The following is a 16,784-nucleotide window of genomic DNA, read 5'->3' as shown; positions in this document are numbered from 1 at the left end:
GTGTTGATCGTGCAAGACCTGCTGGTCCGCAGGGCCGCAGGCGACGTGAGCCAGGAATCCCCTTGCCTTCAGCTGGGGGAGGGTTCAAGGCCGTACCTCCTCGATCAGTGGTCGCTCCATGGGGAGTCGTCACTGTTGCTGTGCCCCCTCTTGCGCGAGGGGGCGTTCACCCTCCGGGCCGAGCTGGCGCGGGACGACGTCCGGTACGGCCGTGGGCTCCTCCGGTCGCGGCCCGCCCGTCGGCCCGTCGGCGAGTACCCAGGTGTCCTTGGAGCCGCCGCCCTGGCTGGAGTTGACGATGAGGTTGCCCTCCTGGAGCGCCACCCGGGTCAGCCCGCCGGGCAGCACCCACACATCGCTGCCGTCGTTCACGGCGAACGGCCGCAGATCGATGTGGCGCGGCGCCATCCGGTCGCCGGAGAGGGTGGGGGAGGTGGACAGGGCGACGGGCCGCTGCGCGATCCAGCCGCGCGGATCGGCGATGACCTCTTTGCGTACGCGATCCAGCGTGGCCTTGTCCGCATGCGGACCGATCACGATGCCCTGCCCACCCGCACCGTCGACCGGCTTCACGACCAGCTGGTCGAGCTGGTCGAGGACGGCCTCCAACTGCCCTGGTTCTTCGGGGCGAAACGATTCGACATTGGGGATGACCGGTTCCTCGGCGAGGTAGTAGCGGATGAGATCCGGTACGTACGTATAGAGGAGCTTGTCGTCCGCGATGCCGTTGCCGACGGCGTTCGCGAGTGTGATGTTTCCGGCCTGGGCCGCGTTCATGATGCCCGGGCAGCCGATCACCGAGTCGGGGCGGAAGTGGAGCGGATCGAGGAAGTCGTCGTCGAGCCGCCGGTATACGACATGGACCGGCATCTCGCCGCGCGTCGTCCGCATCCACACGCGGTTCCCGCGGCACACGAGATCGTGGCCCTCGACCAGTTGCACGCCCATCAGCCGGGCCAGCAGGGCGTGCTCGAAGTAGGCGGCGTTGTTCGGGCCGGGGGTGAGGACGACGACGCGCGGGTCGCCGACCCCGTCGGGCGCCGCCGCGCGCAGCGCCGCGAGCAGGCGCTGCCCGTAGCCGTCGACCGGCAGGACGTGCTGTTCGGCGAAGAGGGAGGGGAAGATCCGGGTCATCGCGCGCCGGTTCTCGATGACGTACGAGACCCCCGACGGCACCCGTACGTTGTCCTCCAGGACCCGGAAGTCGCCCGCCTCGTCGCGTACGAGATCGATGCCGGCGACATGGATGCGTACACCGCCCGGTGGCTCCACGCCGTGCGCGGCCCGGTGGAAGTGCCCGGAGTTGAGGAGAAGTCTCCAGGGCACCACCCCGTCCTCGAAGGCCCGGCACGGTCCGTACGCGTCGGCGAGATAGGCCTCGAGCGCCCTGACCCGCTGGGAGACCCCGCGCTGGATCAGATCCCATTCGAGGGCGTCGAGAACCCGGGGCACGAGATCGAGCGGCCAGGGTCTTTCCTCGCCCGCGAAGGCGTAGGTGACGCCGCGGTCCGTGAAGGCGCGGGCCATCTGGTCGGCTCTGAACCGGAGTTCGGCCGGTTCCATCGGTTGGAGTGCTGCCAGTACCGGCTCATAGGCGGTCCTGACCTCACCCGGCCGCTCAAACATCTCGTCCCACGCGTCGGCCAACGCGTATGCGTCAAATATGTCCGCCATGGCCTGACGGTAGGTGTGGGAGGTAACGCGGCGATCACTGTGTGATTTCCGCCAGCTCACGGGCGTGATCGAGGGGCGGGGCGAGGGCGGGATGGATGGAGCGTGCCCGGCCGGACCGATGGTGCCCCTCGGTATCTCGTGGCAAGCAGGAGCCAACTGCGCCTATGACGCACGGGGGCCAATAATAAGCACGCCTATAATAGATTCCCTGCTATTGAATCCCCGTGGTAGGACGCGGCACATCCGGAGGCCCCGTGATTCACAAACCCGAGACCATGTTCGACCGCGAATTCGAGTGGGCCGAACTGGTGCGCTATGCGGGTTACCAGGGGCCCGAGGCCACATTGGGGGTCGTGTCCGGGCGTCGGCGGCAGGGCAAGACCTTCCTGCTGGACGGGGTGTGCCGGGCGACCGGCGGGTTCTTCTTCGCGGCCAGTGAGGCCACCGAGGCCGAATCGCTACGGCAGTTCGGCGCGGCGATGGCCCGGTTCCAGGGGCGGCGGACGCCGTACCGGTTCGCGCACTGGGACGAGGCCGTCGAGGCGATGATGCGGCTCGCGACGCCGGACACCGGACCACTGCCCGTCGTACTCGACGAGTTCCCGTTCCTGGTCAAGGCCTCGCCCGAGCTGCCGTCCCTGCTTCAGCGCGCCCTCGGGCCGCAGGGGCGCCGGGAGGGCGGGCCCGTCCGGCTGCTGCTGTGCGGATCGGCGCTGTCCTTCATGGGCAACCTGCTCTCCGGTACGGCGCCGCTGCGCGGCCGGGCGAGCCTGGAGCTGGTCGTGCCGACGCTCGACTACCGGTCCGCCGCCCGGTTCTGGGGCGTCGAGGACCCCCGCCTGGCTCTCGTACTCAACTCCGTGGTGGGCGGTACCCCCGCCTACGGCCGTGAGTTCGTGCTCGGCGACACCCCCGCCGACCTCGACGACTTCGGCCCCTGGATACTGCGCAACGTCCTCAACCCCGGTCGCCCCCTCTTCCGTGAAGCACGCTTCCTCCTCGCCGAGGAGCCGGACCTGCGCGACACCGCGCTCTACCACGGCGTCCTCGCGGCCATCGCCCAGGGCAACCACACCCGGGGCGGTATCGCGAGCTTCCTGGAACGCAAGTCCACCGACCTCGGCCACGCGCTGACCGTCCTTGAGGACACCGGCCTGATCATGCGCGATCCGGACGCCTTCCATGGCAAGCGTTCCGCCTACCGGATCGCCGAGCCCATCCTCACCTTCTACTACGCCGTCATGCGCCCGGAGTGGAGCGACCTGGAGAGGCCGGGACAGGCGCCGGCCGTCTGGGAGCGGTCGCAATCCACCTTCCGCAGCAAGGTCGTCGGCCCGCACTTCGAGCAGATCTGCCGCACGTGGGCCCGTTGGTACGCCTCCGCCGACACCCTGGGCGGACAGCGAACCCGCGTCGAGTCCGGCACGGTCGCGGACCCCACAGCCAGGACCAGCCACGAGGTCGACCTGGCGGTCTTCGGACGTACGGACGACGGCCGCGAGACCCTGCTGGCCATCGGCGAGGCCAAGTGGAACGAGACCATGGGCGCAGGCCACGTCGACCGACTGCGCCGCATCCGCGAGCTGTTGGGTAAACGCTCGGGTACGGATGCCTCCGGTACGCGGCTGCTGTGCTTCAGTGGGGCGGGGTTCAGCGACAGCCTCCGGGCCGCTGCTGGTGCGGATCCGTCCGTTCAGTTGATTGACCTTGAGCGGTTGTATGGAGGGGAGTGAGCCGGGGCTACGGGCGGATCGCGGGCCCGCCGCATGGATGCGTGCGTGCCGCCGCCACCAGATCCGCGGCGCTGCTCTCGTAGGGCCGTCAGGACGCGGTGGTCGCCGAACGCCCCGGCATTAAGTGGCGCTTCGCCGAAGGTTGTCGAGCAGAGCGGCGAGGCCTTGCGGGGCGGTGGTGAGTACGGTGCGGGGGTCGTCGCTCTCACGGAGGCGGACCGTTCCGTCGTCACCGGATTGAGTGACCCGGAACACTTTCCCCAGATCAGCCCCACCCCTGTACCTACCGTGATCGCGTTGCTTGTGCCCCAAGCACGCCAAGCCCACACTTGAGGAGGTGACGCCACTATGACTGCTCTTGCGCACGAGAGGCCCGAGACCATGACTGAGATCAGGACCGAGCCCGTATGCGTGCCCGAGAACGGGCCCAGCCTCGACGAGGTCGTGTGGCAGGCATGGAAGGCCATGGAACTCCCCGAGGGCTACCGCGCTGAGATCATCGAGGGAGCCATCGAGGTGTCGCCCACCGGCCGTTATTCGCACGGCAACGTCATCAATCTTCTTCGGGATGAGCTGGTGCTCTTCTTGAGGGACGGAGACTTTGTCGCCCGCAATGACATCAACGTCTTCCACGAAGGCAGCGCCCTGGTGCCGGACCTCTTCATCGTCCCCAGGGACACGGATCGATACGTCACGTCCGACGGCCTGGGCGTCACTGCCGCAGCTGTACGCCTCGTCCTGGAGGTCGTCTCCCCCGACAAGCGCTGCCGGGAGCGCGATCGCGTGAAGAAGCGCCGCGAATACGCCCGCGCCGGCATCCCCGTCTACGTGATCATTGACGACTACGACACTCAGGGCACTGTCACCGTCCTCACCGAACCCCAGCCCGAAAAGGCCGACTGGGTCGGCGTCCACCGCGTCCCCTACGGCACCGAAGTCACCATCCCCGAAGGCCCCGCCAAGGGCTTCGTGATCGACGCGGCGATCACCGGACCCAAGCGGGGATAAGCGGGTCGGGCAGTCGATGGAGGCGTACGGCGTGATCCACGCATGGCCGAGATCGTGCTGATGTCAGATCCGAAGATCGCCGGGATAGCCGTCGTGGACTGCGGGGAGTGGCTGCTCGTCGCAGGCGCACTTGCCCTCGAAGTCGCCGTCGATGGAGGCAAACGGAGCATCAGTCACCGCGCCAGTCCCCGACCCTAATCAGAAAGCGTGTTCCTTCTCCAGATCATCGGGGCAGCGGGGCAGCCGCTTGCGCTCTATCTGTGTGCGGTCATTCAGGGGGTGAGGCAAGGTAAATCGGTAGCAGCCAGCGGACGATGTGTCGTCGGCCGGGTAGTCGACGGTGACCCGGACGGCGTCGTTGTCTCGCTCGCTGCTCCAACGGCCGTCGCCGGCCGCGTGGTCGGTCTCCTCTGCGGTGAGGGAGCCATCTCGTATGGCGGTGCCAAGTCGGTACTCGGTCAGCAGAGACTTCGAGACGAGGACCTCGCCGGGCGGTTCCTCGGGGCGGTCGAAGAATCCCTGTACCGCGAGGGACACCAGGATCGCGGCCGCGGCAAGCAGCAAGGCGATGACGAGCAGGGCTACGCACCCGGCCGTGATCAGCCGGTTGCGGTTGTCGGTTTCCAGGGTCACTCATGATCCCTTGCAGCCAGAACGCCAGCTGTCGCCTATGCATCGCCGTTCTCTGGGAGCCCTGGCCGGATGGGGGGTATCTGGCCAAGGCCGCTCAGGTTGCCTTGACGCTCGTCGGAAGCGCTCCCACGATGCACCGGTTGAGTGTGCAGCCACCACCGTCAGCTTGTTGCAACCAGCCATGCGGAGGGGCGGACAAATATGGATCCAATGTGTCGATAGGGGGCGTGGATGCGGCGGAGCCATGTTGCGGAGGCGGGGACGGCCGCGCATAGTTGCGCTCCGAAGAGGCTGGAACCAGGGGTTGGGGAGATGGCCGGGCACAGGACGGAAGCGCATCCGCACGGTGCTGACCGACTGTGCGATGCCGGGGACCGGGTGTACTCCCGGGCGGTGCGGCGTGGCCGGGTGTCCCGTGAGGATGCCGAGACCGTGCCCTGCCTGGTCGAGCTGGCGCTGCTGCATCCCGACCCCGACGACATGCGGTATCTGGTGCCGACCTCGCCGCAGGAGGTCATGACGCGGCTGCTGCGGGAGATGCACGAGGACGTCGTCGCGGCGCAGTCGCGCATGGGGGCGACCGTGTCCGCCTTCGAGTGGTACGCGTCCCTGGGCGGAAACGCGCGGTCGCCCGCCGAGGGCGTGGCGATCCGGGTGCTCGACGGACTGCCCCGGATCCGTGCCGCCATGGACGAGGCGACCGAGGCGTGCACGTCCGAGGTGCTGGCCGTGCAGCCGGGCGGCATCCGCCGCGAGGACGAACTCTCCGAAGGGCTGCACCGGGCGCTCGCACTCCGCCGGCGGGGCGTACGGATGCGCGACCTGTACACGCACGTGGCCCGGCACGGTCAGGGCCTGCTCAACTACATGGAGCTGATGGGCGACGCGGCCGAGGCCCGCACCCTCGACGAGGTCCCCGAGCGGCTCATCGTCTTCGATCGCACGGTCGCCTTCATCCCCGCGAGCCAGGACCGCACGATCGCCCTGGAGCTGCGCCACCCGGCGCTGGTCGACTACCTGGTCACCGTCTTCGAACGGCTCTGGCGCCTCGCGATCCCCATCACCGCGCCCCTCCCGGACACGGGCATCGAGGGCATTACCCACCGCGAACGCTCCATCGCGGCGCTGCTGGCCGAGGGCCACCAGGACGCGGTGGTCGCGGAGCGACTGGGGATCAGCGTTCGTACGTGTCGGGCCCACATTGCGCGGCTGTCGGAGACGCTGGGGGCCGCCAGCCGTACGCAGCTGGGGGTCCGCATCGCCCAGGCGGGCCTCGACGGTCCGCCGCGCTCCACGGAGCTTCAGCCTCTCACCGCTCCTGGTCCGGCTGCTCCAGAATCCCCGACCGGCCGATGAGATAGCCGAGTTGGGCGCGGCTTTCGCTGCCGAGGGTGGCGGCGAGTTTGGCTATGTGGACTCGGGCGGTGCGGACGTTCAGGCCGAGGCGTTCGGCTATGGCTGTATCGGTGAGGCCTTCGATGAGCAGGCTTGCGATGGCGCGCTGACGAGGGGAGATGCCGTTCAGGGTGGGCTGTCGGGCGGCCTCGGGGTACATGGGCGTGGCCAGGCGCCACAGGCGCTCGAAGGTCGTGACGAAAAAGGTGATCAGGGCCGGGTTACGGACTTCCAGGGCGAGTGTGCGCTCCTTGTTCGCCGGGAGGAACGCCACGGTGCGGTCGATGATGATCAGCCGCTGGGTGACTTCGTCGAGTGTGCGCGCTTCGACGTCGCCTTCGAGCAGTTCGTAGCGAGCGATCACCGGGGGCGAGTGGCGGATGGTGTGCTGGTAGAGGGTGCGGATTCGGGCACCCCTGTCCAACATTGCCTGGTCACGGTCCAGGGCTGTCAGGGTTCTGGAGGGCAGGCCGATGTGAGGCTGGATGGCGAGGAGTTCCTCGTGCCCGTCGGCCATGGCCTGCGTGATGGCCACGTTGATCCGCTGTGTGCCACTGAGGGTGCTGATCGTCGGGGTGCCCGCTGCTGCCGTATGACAGCCGCCGATCCGCATCAGTGGCTCGAACACCGTGGCCAGCCGCTCCTCGCGCCGCCGTTCGTCGGCGATGCGGTCCTCTGCCTTGCGCAGCAGCCGGTGGAGGGCGACGGCCGGGGCGACGGGCTCCAGCCGGTTCAGGTCCTGAATAGACGGCTGCAACAACCCGAAGTCGACAAGACACGGGGCTTCCAGGGCGTCGGCACTGCCTACGTCCCCTTCCCGCAGGGCTTGTGCGTACAGTCGCGTGCCCGTCTCGCACAGTTCCTCCGGCCCGTGGCCGTGCGCCTCGCCCGTCACATGCGGCTCTCTTCCGTCGGCGTTCAGTGATCCTGGTCCAGGATCCCCGACTGCGCGATGAGGAAGCCGAGTTGTGCCCGGCTGCCGCTGCCGAGAGCGGTGGCCAGCTTCGCTATGTGGGCTCGACAGGTCCGTACGTTCATGCCCAGGCGGCGCGCTATGGCCTCGTCGACATGGCCCTCCACGAGTAGCTTCGCGATGGAGTGCTGGATGTCCGTGATGCCGTCGGGGGCTGTCTCGTACGGGGCGCCGGCGCTCAGCGGGACGGCTCGCCCCCACATGAACTCGAAGACCTTGATCAGATAGCGGATGAGACCCGGGTGACGCAGTTCCAGGGCGACCTTCTGGTCGTCGCGGGTGGGGATGAAGGCGACGGTCTCGTCGCAAATGATGAGGCGTTCGACCAGCTCGTCGATGGTGCGGTACTCCACCTTGCCGTTGGAGAAGTGGTCCACATAGGCCTGTTTCTCGGGGCTGTAGCGGGCCGTGTGCTGGTACAGGGTGCGGATGCTCACGCCACGTTCGACCAGTGGCCGGTCGCGCTCCAGTCCCTGGATGAGGCTGTGCTCGGGCCGGTGGCCGCTCGGCTGGACCGTGAGCATCTCGGTCTGGCACTGGGCCGTGGCCAGGTCGAGCGCCGCGTTGATGCGTTCCTTGCCCTCCAGCACCGTGATCGAGTGAGTGGTTGCCGTCGCCTGGGCGGTTAGGGCCATGAACGGCTCGAAAGCTTCGGTCAGTTCGATCGAGATGCGTCTGCGTTCGGTTATCTCGCGCTCAATGGGATTGAGACGCTGAGCCAGGGCGACCGAGGGAGGCACCGGGCGCAGCCAGTTCGCATCGTCAGGATCGGGGTAAAGAAGGGCGAATTCCATCAAACAGGGTGCGGGCTCCACATCCTCACGGGCGATGCGTCCTGCACGCAGGGCGTTCGCATAAAGACGGCCACCGTCCGCACATGGCTCGGTCACCGGATGGGGATGTGTCGTATTAGTCCCATTCGCTGCCAAATCTCCACCCCCCAGGGTCCTGAACGTGCAGGAACATGATGCACCGATTGTGTGGCCATGACGTGCCCGAATGAGCCATCGTCTTATTCGACGGGGGAAGAGGGGACCTTCAAGTGAGGATGAAGCCGACTATGCGGAACAGAATGCTTCACTCGGTGCTTGTCGCCGCCTTCTCCGCCGTCGTGGCCTTCGGGACGCTCAGTGGTATCTCCGGCGCGGAGGGTGATGTTCGGGCAGACAGCGTATGGCCGAGGACAGCGCCGTCCGTCGCGATCGCCGACGACAGCGTGTGGCTGGCGGCTCCCGCCGGCAAAGACGACAGCGTTTGGGCTTGACGTGACCACTCCACCGGACGACCGCTCCTTCCGCCGGGAAATGGCCACGGCCTACCGCTCCGGCTGGCACTTCATCGACCTGGTCACCGCCATCCCCCACAGCGGCGACTCACTGATGGTGACCGTCTTCGGAGAGCCGGTCGTCGTCACCCGGGACGAGGACGACGACGTGCGGGCGTACCGGTGTCTGCGGCGTCCGCGAGGAGCGCCGCAGCCCGTGCGGTGTGCCATCCGGTACGGAATGATCTTTGTGAACCTCGACCAGCGTGACCACGAGCTGGTCGAGCCGGAAGCCCCGGACGTACGAACCATCTCAGCCACCCCCCGCAGTGCCTGACGCGATTCCCCCGTCGTAGTAAATCGCGCAGGTGCTTCCCCCCGCAGCGGCGTCACCGTGACCTGAACACGGTGACGCCGCTGTAGTTTGCGCGGAATCTCCAGGTATGGGCCATTCGAAGCGGGGCTGATTTCAGCCGTACGAGCCTGGTGTGCGCGCGGTGTCCCCCGTTCTGCTCCCGCCTGCCTCCTTGAGTGGAATAGACTCAACTTTGTGTACGTTGCCGAAGTCAGTGTTGACCGACGACAAACGACGGCTGACGACGGCTGACGCAAGGAGGAGACAGCGGACGTGGACGCCGAGCTGACCAACAGGAGCCGGGACGCGATCAACGCGGCCAGCAACCGTGCCGTGTCCGAGGGCCACCCGGATCTCACCCCCGCGCACCTGCTGCTCGCACTGCTCGAGGGGCAGGAGAACGAGAACATCACCGACCTGCTGGCCGCGACAGAGGCGGACCAGGCGGCCGTACGGGCCGGCGCCGAGCGGGTACTGAGCGCGCTGCCCAGCGTGACCGGCTCGACCGTCGCCCCGCCGCAGCCCAACCGCGAGCTGCTCGCCGTCATCGCCGATGCCACGGAGCGGGCCAAGGAGCTGGGCGACGAGTACCTCTCCACGGAGCACCTGCTGATCGGCATCGCCGCGAAGGGCGGCCAGACGGGGGACGTACTCTCCCAGCAGGGCGCCAGTGCGAAGAAGCTGCTGGAGGCCTTCCAGAAAGCGAGGGGAGGGCGCCGCGTGACCACACCGGATCCCGAGGGCCAGTACAAGGCACTCGAGAAGTTCGGGACCGACTTCACGGCCGCCGCGCGTGAGGGCAAGCTCGACCCCGTCATCGGGCGGGACCAGGAGATCCGGCGCGTCGTACAGGTGCTGTCCCGGCGTACGAAGAACAACCCCGTCCTCATCGGCGAGCCCGGCGTCGGCAAGACCGCCGTCGTCGAGGGACTCGCCCAGCGGATCATCAAGGGGGACGTGCCCGAGTCCCTCAAGAACAAGCGGCTCGTCGCGCTCGACATCGGCGCGATGATCGCGGGCGCCAAGTACCGCGGTGAGTTCGAGGAGCGGCTGAAGACCGTACTCGCCGAGATCAAGGACTCCGACGGGCAGATCATCACGTTCATCGACGAGCTGCACACCGTCGTGGGCGCCGGGGCCGGCGGTGACTCCGCCATGGACGCGGGCAACATGCTCAAGCCCATGCTCGCCCGCGGTGAGCTGCGCATGGTCGGTGCCACGACCCTCGACGAGTACCGCGAGCGGATCGAGAAGGACCCGGCCCTGGAGCGGCGTTTCCAGCAGGTGCTGGTCGCCGAGCCGACCGTCGAGGACACCATCGCGATTCTGCGCGGGCTCAAGGGGCGGTACGAGGCCCATCACAAGGTGGTGATCGCGGACAGCGCGCTGGTCGCCGCGGCCACCCTCTCCGACCGCTACATCACCTCCCGTTTCCTGCCCGACAAGGCGATCGACCTGGTCGACGAGTCCGCCTCCCGGCTGCGTATGGAGATCGACTCGTCTCCCGTCGAGATCGACGAACTCCAGCGCGTCGTCGACCGGTTGAAGATGGAGGAGCTGGCGCTGGAGAGGGAGACCGACCCCGCCTCCCGTGAGCGCCTGGAGAAGCTGCGCCGCGATCTCGCCGACAAGGAGGAGGAGCTGCGCGGCCTCACCGCCCGCTGGGAGAAGGAGAAGCAGTCCCTCAACCGGGTCGGTGAGCTGAAGGAGAAGCTCGACGAACTGCGCGGTCAGGCCGAACGCGCCCAGCGCGACGGCGACTTCGACACCGCCTCCAAGCTGCTGTACGGCGAGATCCCCGCCGTGGAAAGGGACTTGGAGGCCGCCTCCGAGGAAGAGGAGGAGGCGTCCAAGTCCGACACGATGGTCAAGGAGGAGGTCGGCGCGGACGATATCGCGGACGTCGTCGCCGCCTGGACCGGCATCCCCGCCGGACGGCTCCTCGAGGGCGAGACGCAGAAACTCCTGCGCATGGAGGAGGAGTTGGGCCGTCGGCTCATCGGCCAGACCGAGGCCGTACGGACGGTGTCGGACGCCGTACGCCGCACACGCGCGGGTATCGCGGACCCGGACCGTCCCACCGGCTCCTTCCTCTTCCTCGGCCCGACGGGCGTCGGCAAGACCGAACTGGCCAAGGCGCTCGCGGACTTCCTCTTCGACGACGAGCGGGCGATGGTCCGGATCGATATGTCGGAGTACAGCGAGAAGCACAGCGTGGCGCGGCTGGTCGGCGCCCCGCCCGGCTACGTCGGTTACGAGGAGGGCGGCCAGCTGACGGAGGCGGTGCGGCGTCGCCCGTACAGCGTGGTGCTGCTGGACGAGGTCGAGAAGGCGCACTCTGAGGTCTTCGACATCCTGCTCCAGGTGCTGGACGACGGACGCCTCACGGACGGGCAGGGCCGTACGGTCGACTTCCGCAACACGATCCTGATCCTCACCTCGAACCTGGGCAGCCAGTTCCTGGTCGACCCCATGACCAGCGAGCAGGAGAAGAAGGAGCAGGTCCTTGAGGTGGTCCGCGCCTCCTTCAAGCCGGAGTTCCTGAACCGTCTCGACGACCTGGTCGTCTTCTCGGCCCTGACGAAGCCCGAACTGGAACGCATCGCCAGGCTCCAGATCGACCGCCTCACCAAGCGCCTTGCCGAGCGCCGCCTCACCCTGGAGGTCACCGACGAGGCCCTGACCTGGCTGGCAGACGAGGGCATGGACCCGGCCTACGGCGCCCGCCCTCTCCGTCGCCTCGTCCAGACCACCATCGGCGACCGCCTCGCCAAGGAGATCCTCGCGGGCGAGGTGAAGGACGGCGACACGGTACGGGTGGACTCGTTCGGGGACGGCCTGATCGTGGGGCCGGCTACGGGCAAGACGCTGTAAGACGGCGCAATACGCTGTCTCCATGGGCACTCTGAACGTCCGCACGGACGAGGCCATGGAGACAGCGCTGAGCGCACTGGTGGAGGAGTACGGCTCCCGCAGGGAGGCCGTGCGGTATGCGCTTCTGCACACCTACAAGGAGAAGCTGATCGAGCAGGCGAAGGCGGACGCGGCGCGCGCGGAAGCCGACCCTGACGACCGGGCGGAGATGCTCGCCATCCAACGCTTCATGGGCATCGCCGAGTGATCTTCCGGGGAGCGATCCACGAGCTCAAGGCGATGCCTGGGGCGCGGGGACATGAGCAGCAAGGCCACCGATATGCGGTGGTGATCCAGTCCGACCAGTTCGCCACATCGCTCGTGACGGTCGCCATGACATCGACCAGCGCCGTGCCGACCGTCTACCGCCCGGAGATCGAACTCGACGGCAAGGCGACACGGATTCTGACGGATCAGACCTACTCCGTCGACCCGGGTTCGCGTTTCGGCGCGTTCAAGGGCGCCCTTGAGGCTCACGAGCTGATGGAACTCGACCGGGCCCTCATGCTCAAGCTCGGCCTGTTCTGACCGCAGGGCAGGCCGGGGTCGTGCACATGCGTCTCACCCTGGCCATCCGCCTCTCATTCGGCCACATTCGGAACCCTTCGCCTGGGGCGGTTGCCGGTCACGGCCCAAGAGAGAGAGGGTGGGCTGTGTACGTCTGGTCTCAGCTATGGCCGGACGAGCCAGACGAGCACAGGAGTGTCCAAGTATGTCCATCGACCCGTCCTCGATTCCGAACTTCGGGGGCCAGCCCGAGCCAGAGCCGCAGAGCGGCGGACCGGCGGGCCCCGTCGTCCCGGATCAGGACCTCGTGAAGCAGCTCCTGGACCAGATGGAGCTGAAGTACGTCGTCGACGACGAGGGTGACCTCGCTGCGCCGTGGGAGCAGTTCCGTACGTACTTCATGTTCCGTGGCGAGGGAGACCAGCAGGTCTTCTCGGTGCGGACGTTCTACGACCGCCCGCACAAGATCGACGAGAAGCCCCAGCTCCTCGAGTCGATCGACGACTGGAACCGGCGCACGTTGTGGCCCAAGCTCTACAGCCACACGCACGACGACGGCACCGTCCGCCTCATCGGCGAGGCGCAGATGCTGATCGGCACCGGTGTCAGCCTGGAGCACTTCGTGTCCTCGACGGTCAGCTGGGTGCGGGCCGCCATCGAGTTCGACAAGTGGCTTGTCGAACAGCTCGGCCTGGAGCAGGAGGTCAACGACGCCGATAAGCCCGAGGGCGACGAGGAGTAGTCTCCGCGTTTCGGCAGGGGGCTCGGCTCCGTACGCGAACGAGAGCCCGGTCAGGGTCGCGACCAGCAGCGTCGCGGGCCCCGGCCGGGCTCTCGCCGTTCGTCGCGCGGGGCTGCGGCGGGGAGACGGGCCTGGGTAGGTTCCGTCCGCATGGGTTTCAACTTGAACGATCATTACCACCCGCTGCTCCTGAAACAGGTGCCGGACGGCGCGCTGACGGCACTGGACGTCGGCTGCGGTACGGGGCAGTTCGCGCGGCAGCTCGCGCAGCGGGGGCTGGACGTCGACGCGGTCGACCCCAACGCGGACGTCATCGAGGCGGCGCAAGCCACCGGAGGCGGCCCCCGCTACCGTCAGGCCGACGTCCGCGAGAGTCAACTGCCCGACTCCCACTACGACTTCATCTCCTGCATCGCCAGCCTCCACCACATGCCGTTCGACACGGTGCTGACGTTACGGAAAGCCCTCGCGCCAGGCGGAGTCCTGGCGGTGCTCGGGCTCTACCCGGTCAAGTCGGCGACCGACGCCCTCTGGGCCCTCCCCGCCCAGCCCCTCCTCACCGCGAACCGCCTGCTGCGCCGGCGCCGCCCCGCCCCGTCGGTGCAGATCCCGATGGTCTGGCCGCCCCCGATGACGTACGCCGAAACCCGCACCGAATCCGCCCGCCTCCTGCCCGGTTCGACCCTGCGCCGCCTGCTGCTCTGGCGGTATCTGCTGGTGTACCGGGCCATCGAGGGCTGACGCCGGGAGAACGAGGTGCGACGCCGGGCTCGGTGACGCGAGCACTCCCGAGCCCGACGCGGTACGGGCCCTGGGCGCCGACCACGTCATCGACTGCACGCATGCTCAACGGCCGCGTCATCGGCAAGCTCGCGCTCGCCCTGCCCGCCCCGTGACCTGAGTATCCCGGCCGCAGCGACTGAGTATGTTGCCCGGTATCCCCGGATCCGGGCGGCTGGTGCACTGTCGTCATGACCACGGACACCACACGCCCGCGCCCCCTCCGGAACGTCACCGCCACGGTCACCGCCACCGGTTCGGCCCTCTCGGTGGCGCTGGTCCCGCTGGTGGTCGGGGCCTTGGTGGCGCGGACGGTCGGAGGCGACCCGATGGTGTCGGTCAACGCCCTGATCGCGGGCGGCGGGCAGCGGGCCAGGCTGTCCCGGAGCCAGTTGCGCAGCTGTCGCGGCCGGGCGCTCGCGGCGGCGCGGGTTGCGCGGGGCCGGTCGGCCCGGTGGTCGAGCAGGAGGACCGGCGGGGAAACCTCCATCGGGTCATGAGCACCGGCCCGCCGGGTGCCAGGGGGCCTGTTCGCCAGGGTGGCAGTGAACCCGAGCCGTCGGCGAACCAACCAGCCATCGGCGAACCAATCAGGACGGGAGCAGCCACAGCTCCCCGTGAATCCAGTCGCCTCACCCGGTCGTGCAACTCCGCGTCAACAGTCGTGCCCGTCCATCCATCGTGCCACTGGGTGCGCGGCGGCTCGGAGCAACCGTGTCCGTGTGGCCGGAACCCTTTGCGGGTACGCCTGCCGGCTGTCATGCGGTCGGCGTCTTGAGCCGGGAGGCCGCCTCTTCCAGCACCGTCGTCCGCTTGCAGAAGGCGAACCGTACGAAGGGCGCGCCCTGCTCGCGGTGGCCGTAGAAGACTGCGTTGGGGATCGCCACCACCCCGCAGCGCTCCGGCAGCGCGCGGCAGAAGGCGAAGCCGTCGCTCTCGCCGAGGGGCCGGATGTCAGTGGTGATGAAGTACGTGCCGGCCGGGCGGAAGACCTTGAAGCCCGCCTGCTCCAGGCCGCCCGCGAGCAGGTCCCGCTTGGCGCGCATGTCCGCACGGAACTCCTCGAAGTACGCTTCGGGCAGGCGCAGCGCCTCGGCCACGGCGTACTGGAAGGGCCCGGAGGCGACGTACGTCAGGAACTGCTTGGCCGAGCGGACGGCCGAGACGAGTTCCCGGGGCGCCGTAATCCAGCCGACGCCTCGTTCATGCACTCATTCGTATGTCGCGCGACAAGCCCCGCCGAGGGGATCTCCAGCACCGCCGTTGAGTCGGCCGCAGAACGTGTCCGGACCGATCTCGCAGCCGTACCGCAGGGCTCGGTGACGCGGCACTGTCCGTCGTATCCTGACCACACACGGGAAGGAGCCGTCCATGAGCGTCGACGCGATCGTGCACACCGAGTTCCCCAAGGGGTACACGGTCCTGTTCGGGGCCGACGGAAAGGTGATCATGACTCCCCGGAGCGAAGAGCACTCCAGCACCATCAGATCGATGCAGATCGACTCCGCTCTCGCCCTCGGCCGTCACGCGAAGGTCACCTCCGACGTCTACATCGACTTCCCCGCCGACGAGAATTCGGCCCCCGATCTGGCGATTCTTCGCGAGGACGCCCACCGGGAAGGCAAGCGCTACAGCTTCGAGGACGTCCTGCTGATCTCCGAGGTCGTCTCGACCTCCTCCGCACGCAAGGACTACGACGACTGCACCGCGAAGTACGGACGCTACGGAATCCCGATCTACCTGGTTGTGGACCCCTACGCCCAGGAAGTCGTCCTCCACACTCAGCCGACCGTCACCGGTTACATCGCGGCGCACACCCACAAGTACGGCACGGGCAAGCTCCCCATCTCCCTGGCCGACGGCCGCACCTTCACCCTCGACCTCGACGAACTCCCGCGCCCGGAGCCCGAGGCGGACGCCCGCTGACGAAGGACTCCCGGTGCGGCCGTGCCGTCGGCACCTCTGTCGTCGGACATCGTCGGGCCTGGTCGGTGGCGGCCGTGGATCTCGGCCTGCCGCCCCCCACGGGCTCGGGCTCTCTCTGCGTCTGGCAGCGGGAGTTGTTCTCCGCGTTCGCGCACGCTGCGGCGAGACACACAACTGGCGCCGCCGGCGCTGAACGCGCCGGCGCACCGTGAGCTGCTGGAGCGGAACGATCTCTACCGCGAGCTGGCCGCGACTCAACTGGCAGAGTTGCCCCATCAGTTCTGACGACGCTGAAGGACTCACCCCATGAACGACCCACCTCCCGCCGCCACGCCCATCGAGGACACGCTCTTCGGCGAGATCACCGTCCGCCAGGACGGCCAGGACCGCCTGGAGGTCGAAGGCGAGGGGGTTCCTCGCGTGACCCTGGAGCGCGACCTCGAGTCGGAGGTGGAGCCGCAGACCGCCATCGGCAGCCGTGACCCGGCCCACCTCACCATGACGATCGACGGCACGGAGGTCGCCCTCAAGCCGGCCAAGAGCGGTCTGACCAGGCGTTCGTACCGGGTGGACGTGGAATACGACGGGGCGAGGTACCGCCTGGTCCCTGACTCCGTTCCCAGCAGTCGGCTGACCCGCGATGGCACGTACATAGGGGACTTCATCTCCAACGGTGACGAGATGGTCATCGCCGAGTGGAAGGAGGACGCGGAGGTCCGGCCGGCGGACGCCTCGGTCGGATATGCCCTGGCCTCGGCCTTCGGCACGGGCGGTCAGCCCATGTGGATGATGATCGCCGATGGTGTGAGCGCCGCGCTTCCCTAGGCCCGTACACGCAAAGAAAACCGGCAGAAGAAAGCCGACAGCGAGCCGCAGACAGA

At 68.1% G+C, this 16,784-nt stretch carries 17 protein-coding genes and 1 pseudogene; 13 read left to right on the top strand and 5 right to left on the bottom strand.

The window, feature by feature from the left end; all coding sequences use genetic code 11:
• Positions 1–129 precede the first annotated feature (129 nt).
• Positions 130–1,674, bottom strand: a complete 1,545-nt coding sequence (locus tag ACYVO6_RS08290) for a circularly permuted type 2 ATP-grasp protein (protein ID WP_461058820.1) — start codon at positions 1,672–1,674, stop codon at positions 130–132.
• 275 nt (positions 1,675–1,949) lie between these two features.
• On the opposite strand from ACYVO6_RS08290, the gene ACYVO6_RS08285 reads away from it, so the two are divergent.
• Together ACYVO6_RS08285 and ACYVO6_RS08280 are read left to right on the top strand one after the other, a co-directional pair.
• A complete protein-coding gene (locus tag ACYVO6_RS08285) occupies positions 1,950–3,407 on the top strand; it encodes an AAA family ATPase (RefSeq protein WP_461059337.1) in 1,458 nt (485 codons plus the stop codon).
• A gap of 381 nt (positions 3,408–3,788) precedes the next feature.
• Positions 3,789–4,415: a Uma2 family endonuclease gene (locus tag ACYVO6_RS08280; protein ID WP_352372202.1), complete on the top strand. Its 627-nt coding sequence runs from the start codon at positions 3,789–3,791 to the stop codon at positions 4,413–4,415.
• Between the two features lie 198 nt (positions 4,416–4,613).
• On the opposite strand, the gene ACYVO6_RS08275 is transcribed toward ACYVO6_RS08280, so the two are convergent.
• Positions 4,614–5,048 (bottom strand): hypothetical protein, encoded by a 435-nt coding sequence (locus tag ACYVO6_RS08275; protein ID WP_461058818.1) that lies wholly within the window; start codon positions 5,046–5,048, stop codon positions 4,614–4,616.
• A 312-nt stretch (positions 5,049–5,360) separates the two neighbouring features.
• On the opposite strand from ACYVO6_RS08275, the gene ACYVO6_RS08270 reads away from it, so the two are divergent.
• Positions 5,361–6,404, top strand: a complete 1,044-nt coding sequence (locus ACYVO6_RS08270; protein WP_461058816.1) for a helix-turn-helix transcriptional regulator — start codon at positions 5,361–5,363, stop codon at positions 6,402–6,404.
• Here the strand turns inward: ACYVO6_RS08270 and ACYVO6_RS08265 are convergent.
• Together ACYVO6_RS08265 and ACYVO6_RS08260 are read right to left on the bottom strand one after the other, a co-directional pair.
• Positions 6,358–7,338, bottom strand: coding sequence for a helix-turn-helix transcriptional regulator (locus ACYVO6_RS08265; protein WP_461058814.1), 981 nt, complete (start codon positions 7,336–7,338; stop codon positions 6,358–6,360). The genes ACYVO6_RS08270 and ACYVO6_RS08265 overlap by 47 nt on opposite strands.
• Positions 7,339–7,361: 23 nt before the next feature.
• Positions 7,362–8,345 carry a helix-turn-helix transcriptional regulator gene (locus ACYVO6_RS08260; protein ID WP_461058812.1) on the bottom strand — a complete coding sequence of 328 codons (984 nt, stop codon included), beginning with the start codon at positions 8,343–8,345 and terminating at the stop codon, positions 7,362–7,364.
• A gap of 375 nt (positions 8,346–8,720) precedes the next feature.
• On the opposite strand from ACYVO6_RS08260, the gene ACYVO6_RS08255 reads away from it, so the two are divergent.
• The 8 genes from ACYVO6_RS08255 (at position 8,721) to ACYVO6_RS08220 (ending at position 14,477) form a co-directional block, all read left to right on the top strand.
• Positions 8,721–9,017 carry a (2Fe-2S)-binding protein gene (locus tag ACYVO6_RS08255; RefSeq protein WP_461059335.1) on the top strand — a complete coding sequence of 99 codons (297 nt, stop codon included), beginning with the start codon at positions 8,721–8,723 and terminating at the stop codon, positions 9,015–9,017.
• 291 nt (positions 9,018–9,308) lie between these two features.
• Positions 9,309–11,909 carry an ATP-dependent chaperone ClpB gene (gene clpB / locus ACYVO6_RS08250; protein ID WP_461058810.1) on the top strand — a complete coding sequence of 867 codons (2,601 nt, stop codon included), beginning with the start codon at positions 9,309–9,311 and terminating at the stop codon, positions 11,907–11,909.
• A gap of 22 nt (positions 11,910–11,931) precedes the next feature.
• Positions 11,932–12,156, top strand: coding sequence for a hypothetical protein (locus tag ACYVO6_RS08245; protein ID WP_461058808.1), 225 nt, complete (start codon positions 11,932–11,934; stop codon positions 12,154–12,156).
• The gene (locus ACYVO6_RS08240) at positions 12,153–12,476 is read left to right on the top strand and encodes a type II toxin-antitoxin system PemK/MazF family toxin (RefSeq protein WP_461058806.1); all 324 of its coding nucleotides are present in this window, start codon (positions 12,153–12,155) and stop codon (positions 12,474–12,476) included. The genes ACYVO6_RS08245 and ACYVO6_RS08240 overlap by 4 nt, the downstream gene beginning before the upstream one ends.
• A 184-nt stretch (positions 12,477–12,660) precedes the next feature.
• A complete protein-coding gene (locus tag ACYVO6_RS08235; protein ID WP_461058804.1) occupies positions 12,661–13,197 on the top strand; it encodes a YbjN domain-containing protein in 537 nt (178 codons plus the stop codon).
• 150 nt (positions 13,198–13,347) lie between these two features.
• On the top strand, positions 13,348–13,938 hold the full coding sequence (locus ACYVO6_RS08230; protein ID WP_461058802.1) for a class I SAM-dependent methyltransferase: 591 nt from the start codon (positions 13,348–13,350) through the stop codon (positions 13,936–13,938).
• Between the two features lie 32 nt (positions 13,939–13,970).
• Entirely contained in the window at positions 13,971–14,093 is a 123-nt protein-coding gene (locus tag ACYVO6_RS08225) for a hypothetical protein (RefSeq protein ID WP_461058799.1), read from the top strand.
• Between the two features lie 75 nt (positions 14,094–14,168).
• Positions 14,169–14,477, top strand: coding sequence for a hypothetical protein (locus ACYVO6_RS08220; RefSeq protein ID WP_461058797.1), 309 nt, complete (start codon positions 14,169–14,171; stop codon positions 14,475–14,477).
• Between the two features lie 258 nt (positions 14,478–14,735).
• Here the strand turns inward: ACYVO6_RS08220 and ACYVO6_RS08215 are convergent.
• Positions 14,736–15,173, bottom strand: a pseudogene (locus tag ACYVO6_RS08215) (aminotransferase class I/II-fold pyridoxal phosphate-dependent enzyme); the annotation flags it as partial.
• Positions 15,174–15,348: 175 nt separating this feature from the next.
• Between ACYVO6_RS08215 and ACYVO6_RS08210 the strand changes: the two are divergent.
• Both ACYVO6_RS08210 and ACYVO6_RS08205 read left to right on the top strand, forming a co-directional pair.
• A complete protein-coding gene (locus ACYVO6_RS08210; protein ID WP_461058795.1) occupies positions 15,349–15,903 on the top strand; it encodes a Uma2 family endonuclease in 555 nt (184 codons plus the stop codon).
• A gap of 306 nt (positions 15,904–16,209) precedes the next feature.
• Complete coding sequence (locus ACYVO6_RS08205) at positions 16,210–16,728, top strand: hypothetical protein (protein ID WP_461058793.1); 519 nt, start codon at positions 16,210–16,212, stop codon at positions 16,726–16,728.
• The last annotated feature ends 56 nt before the right edge of the window (positions 16,729–16,784 follow it).

Source organism: Streptomyces pseudoechinosporeus (assembly GCF_054783935.1).
The sequence above is the reverse complement of the archived record's forward strand: the minus strand, read 5'-3'. Positions and strand labels throughout refer to the sequence as shown.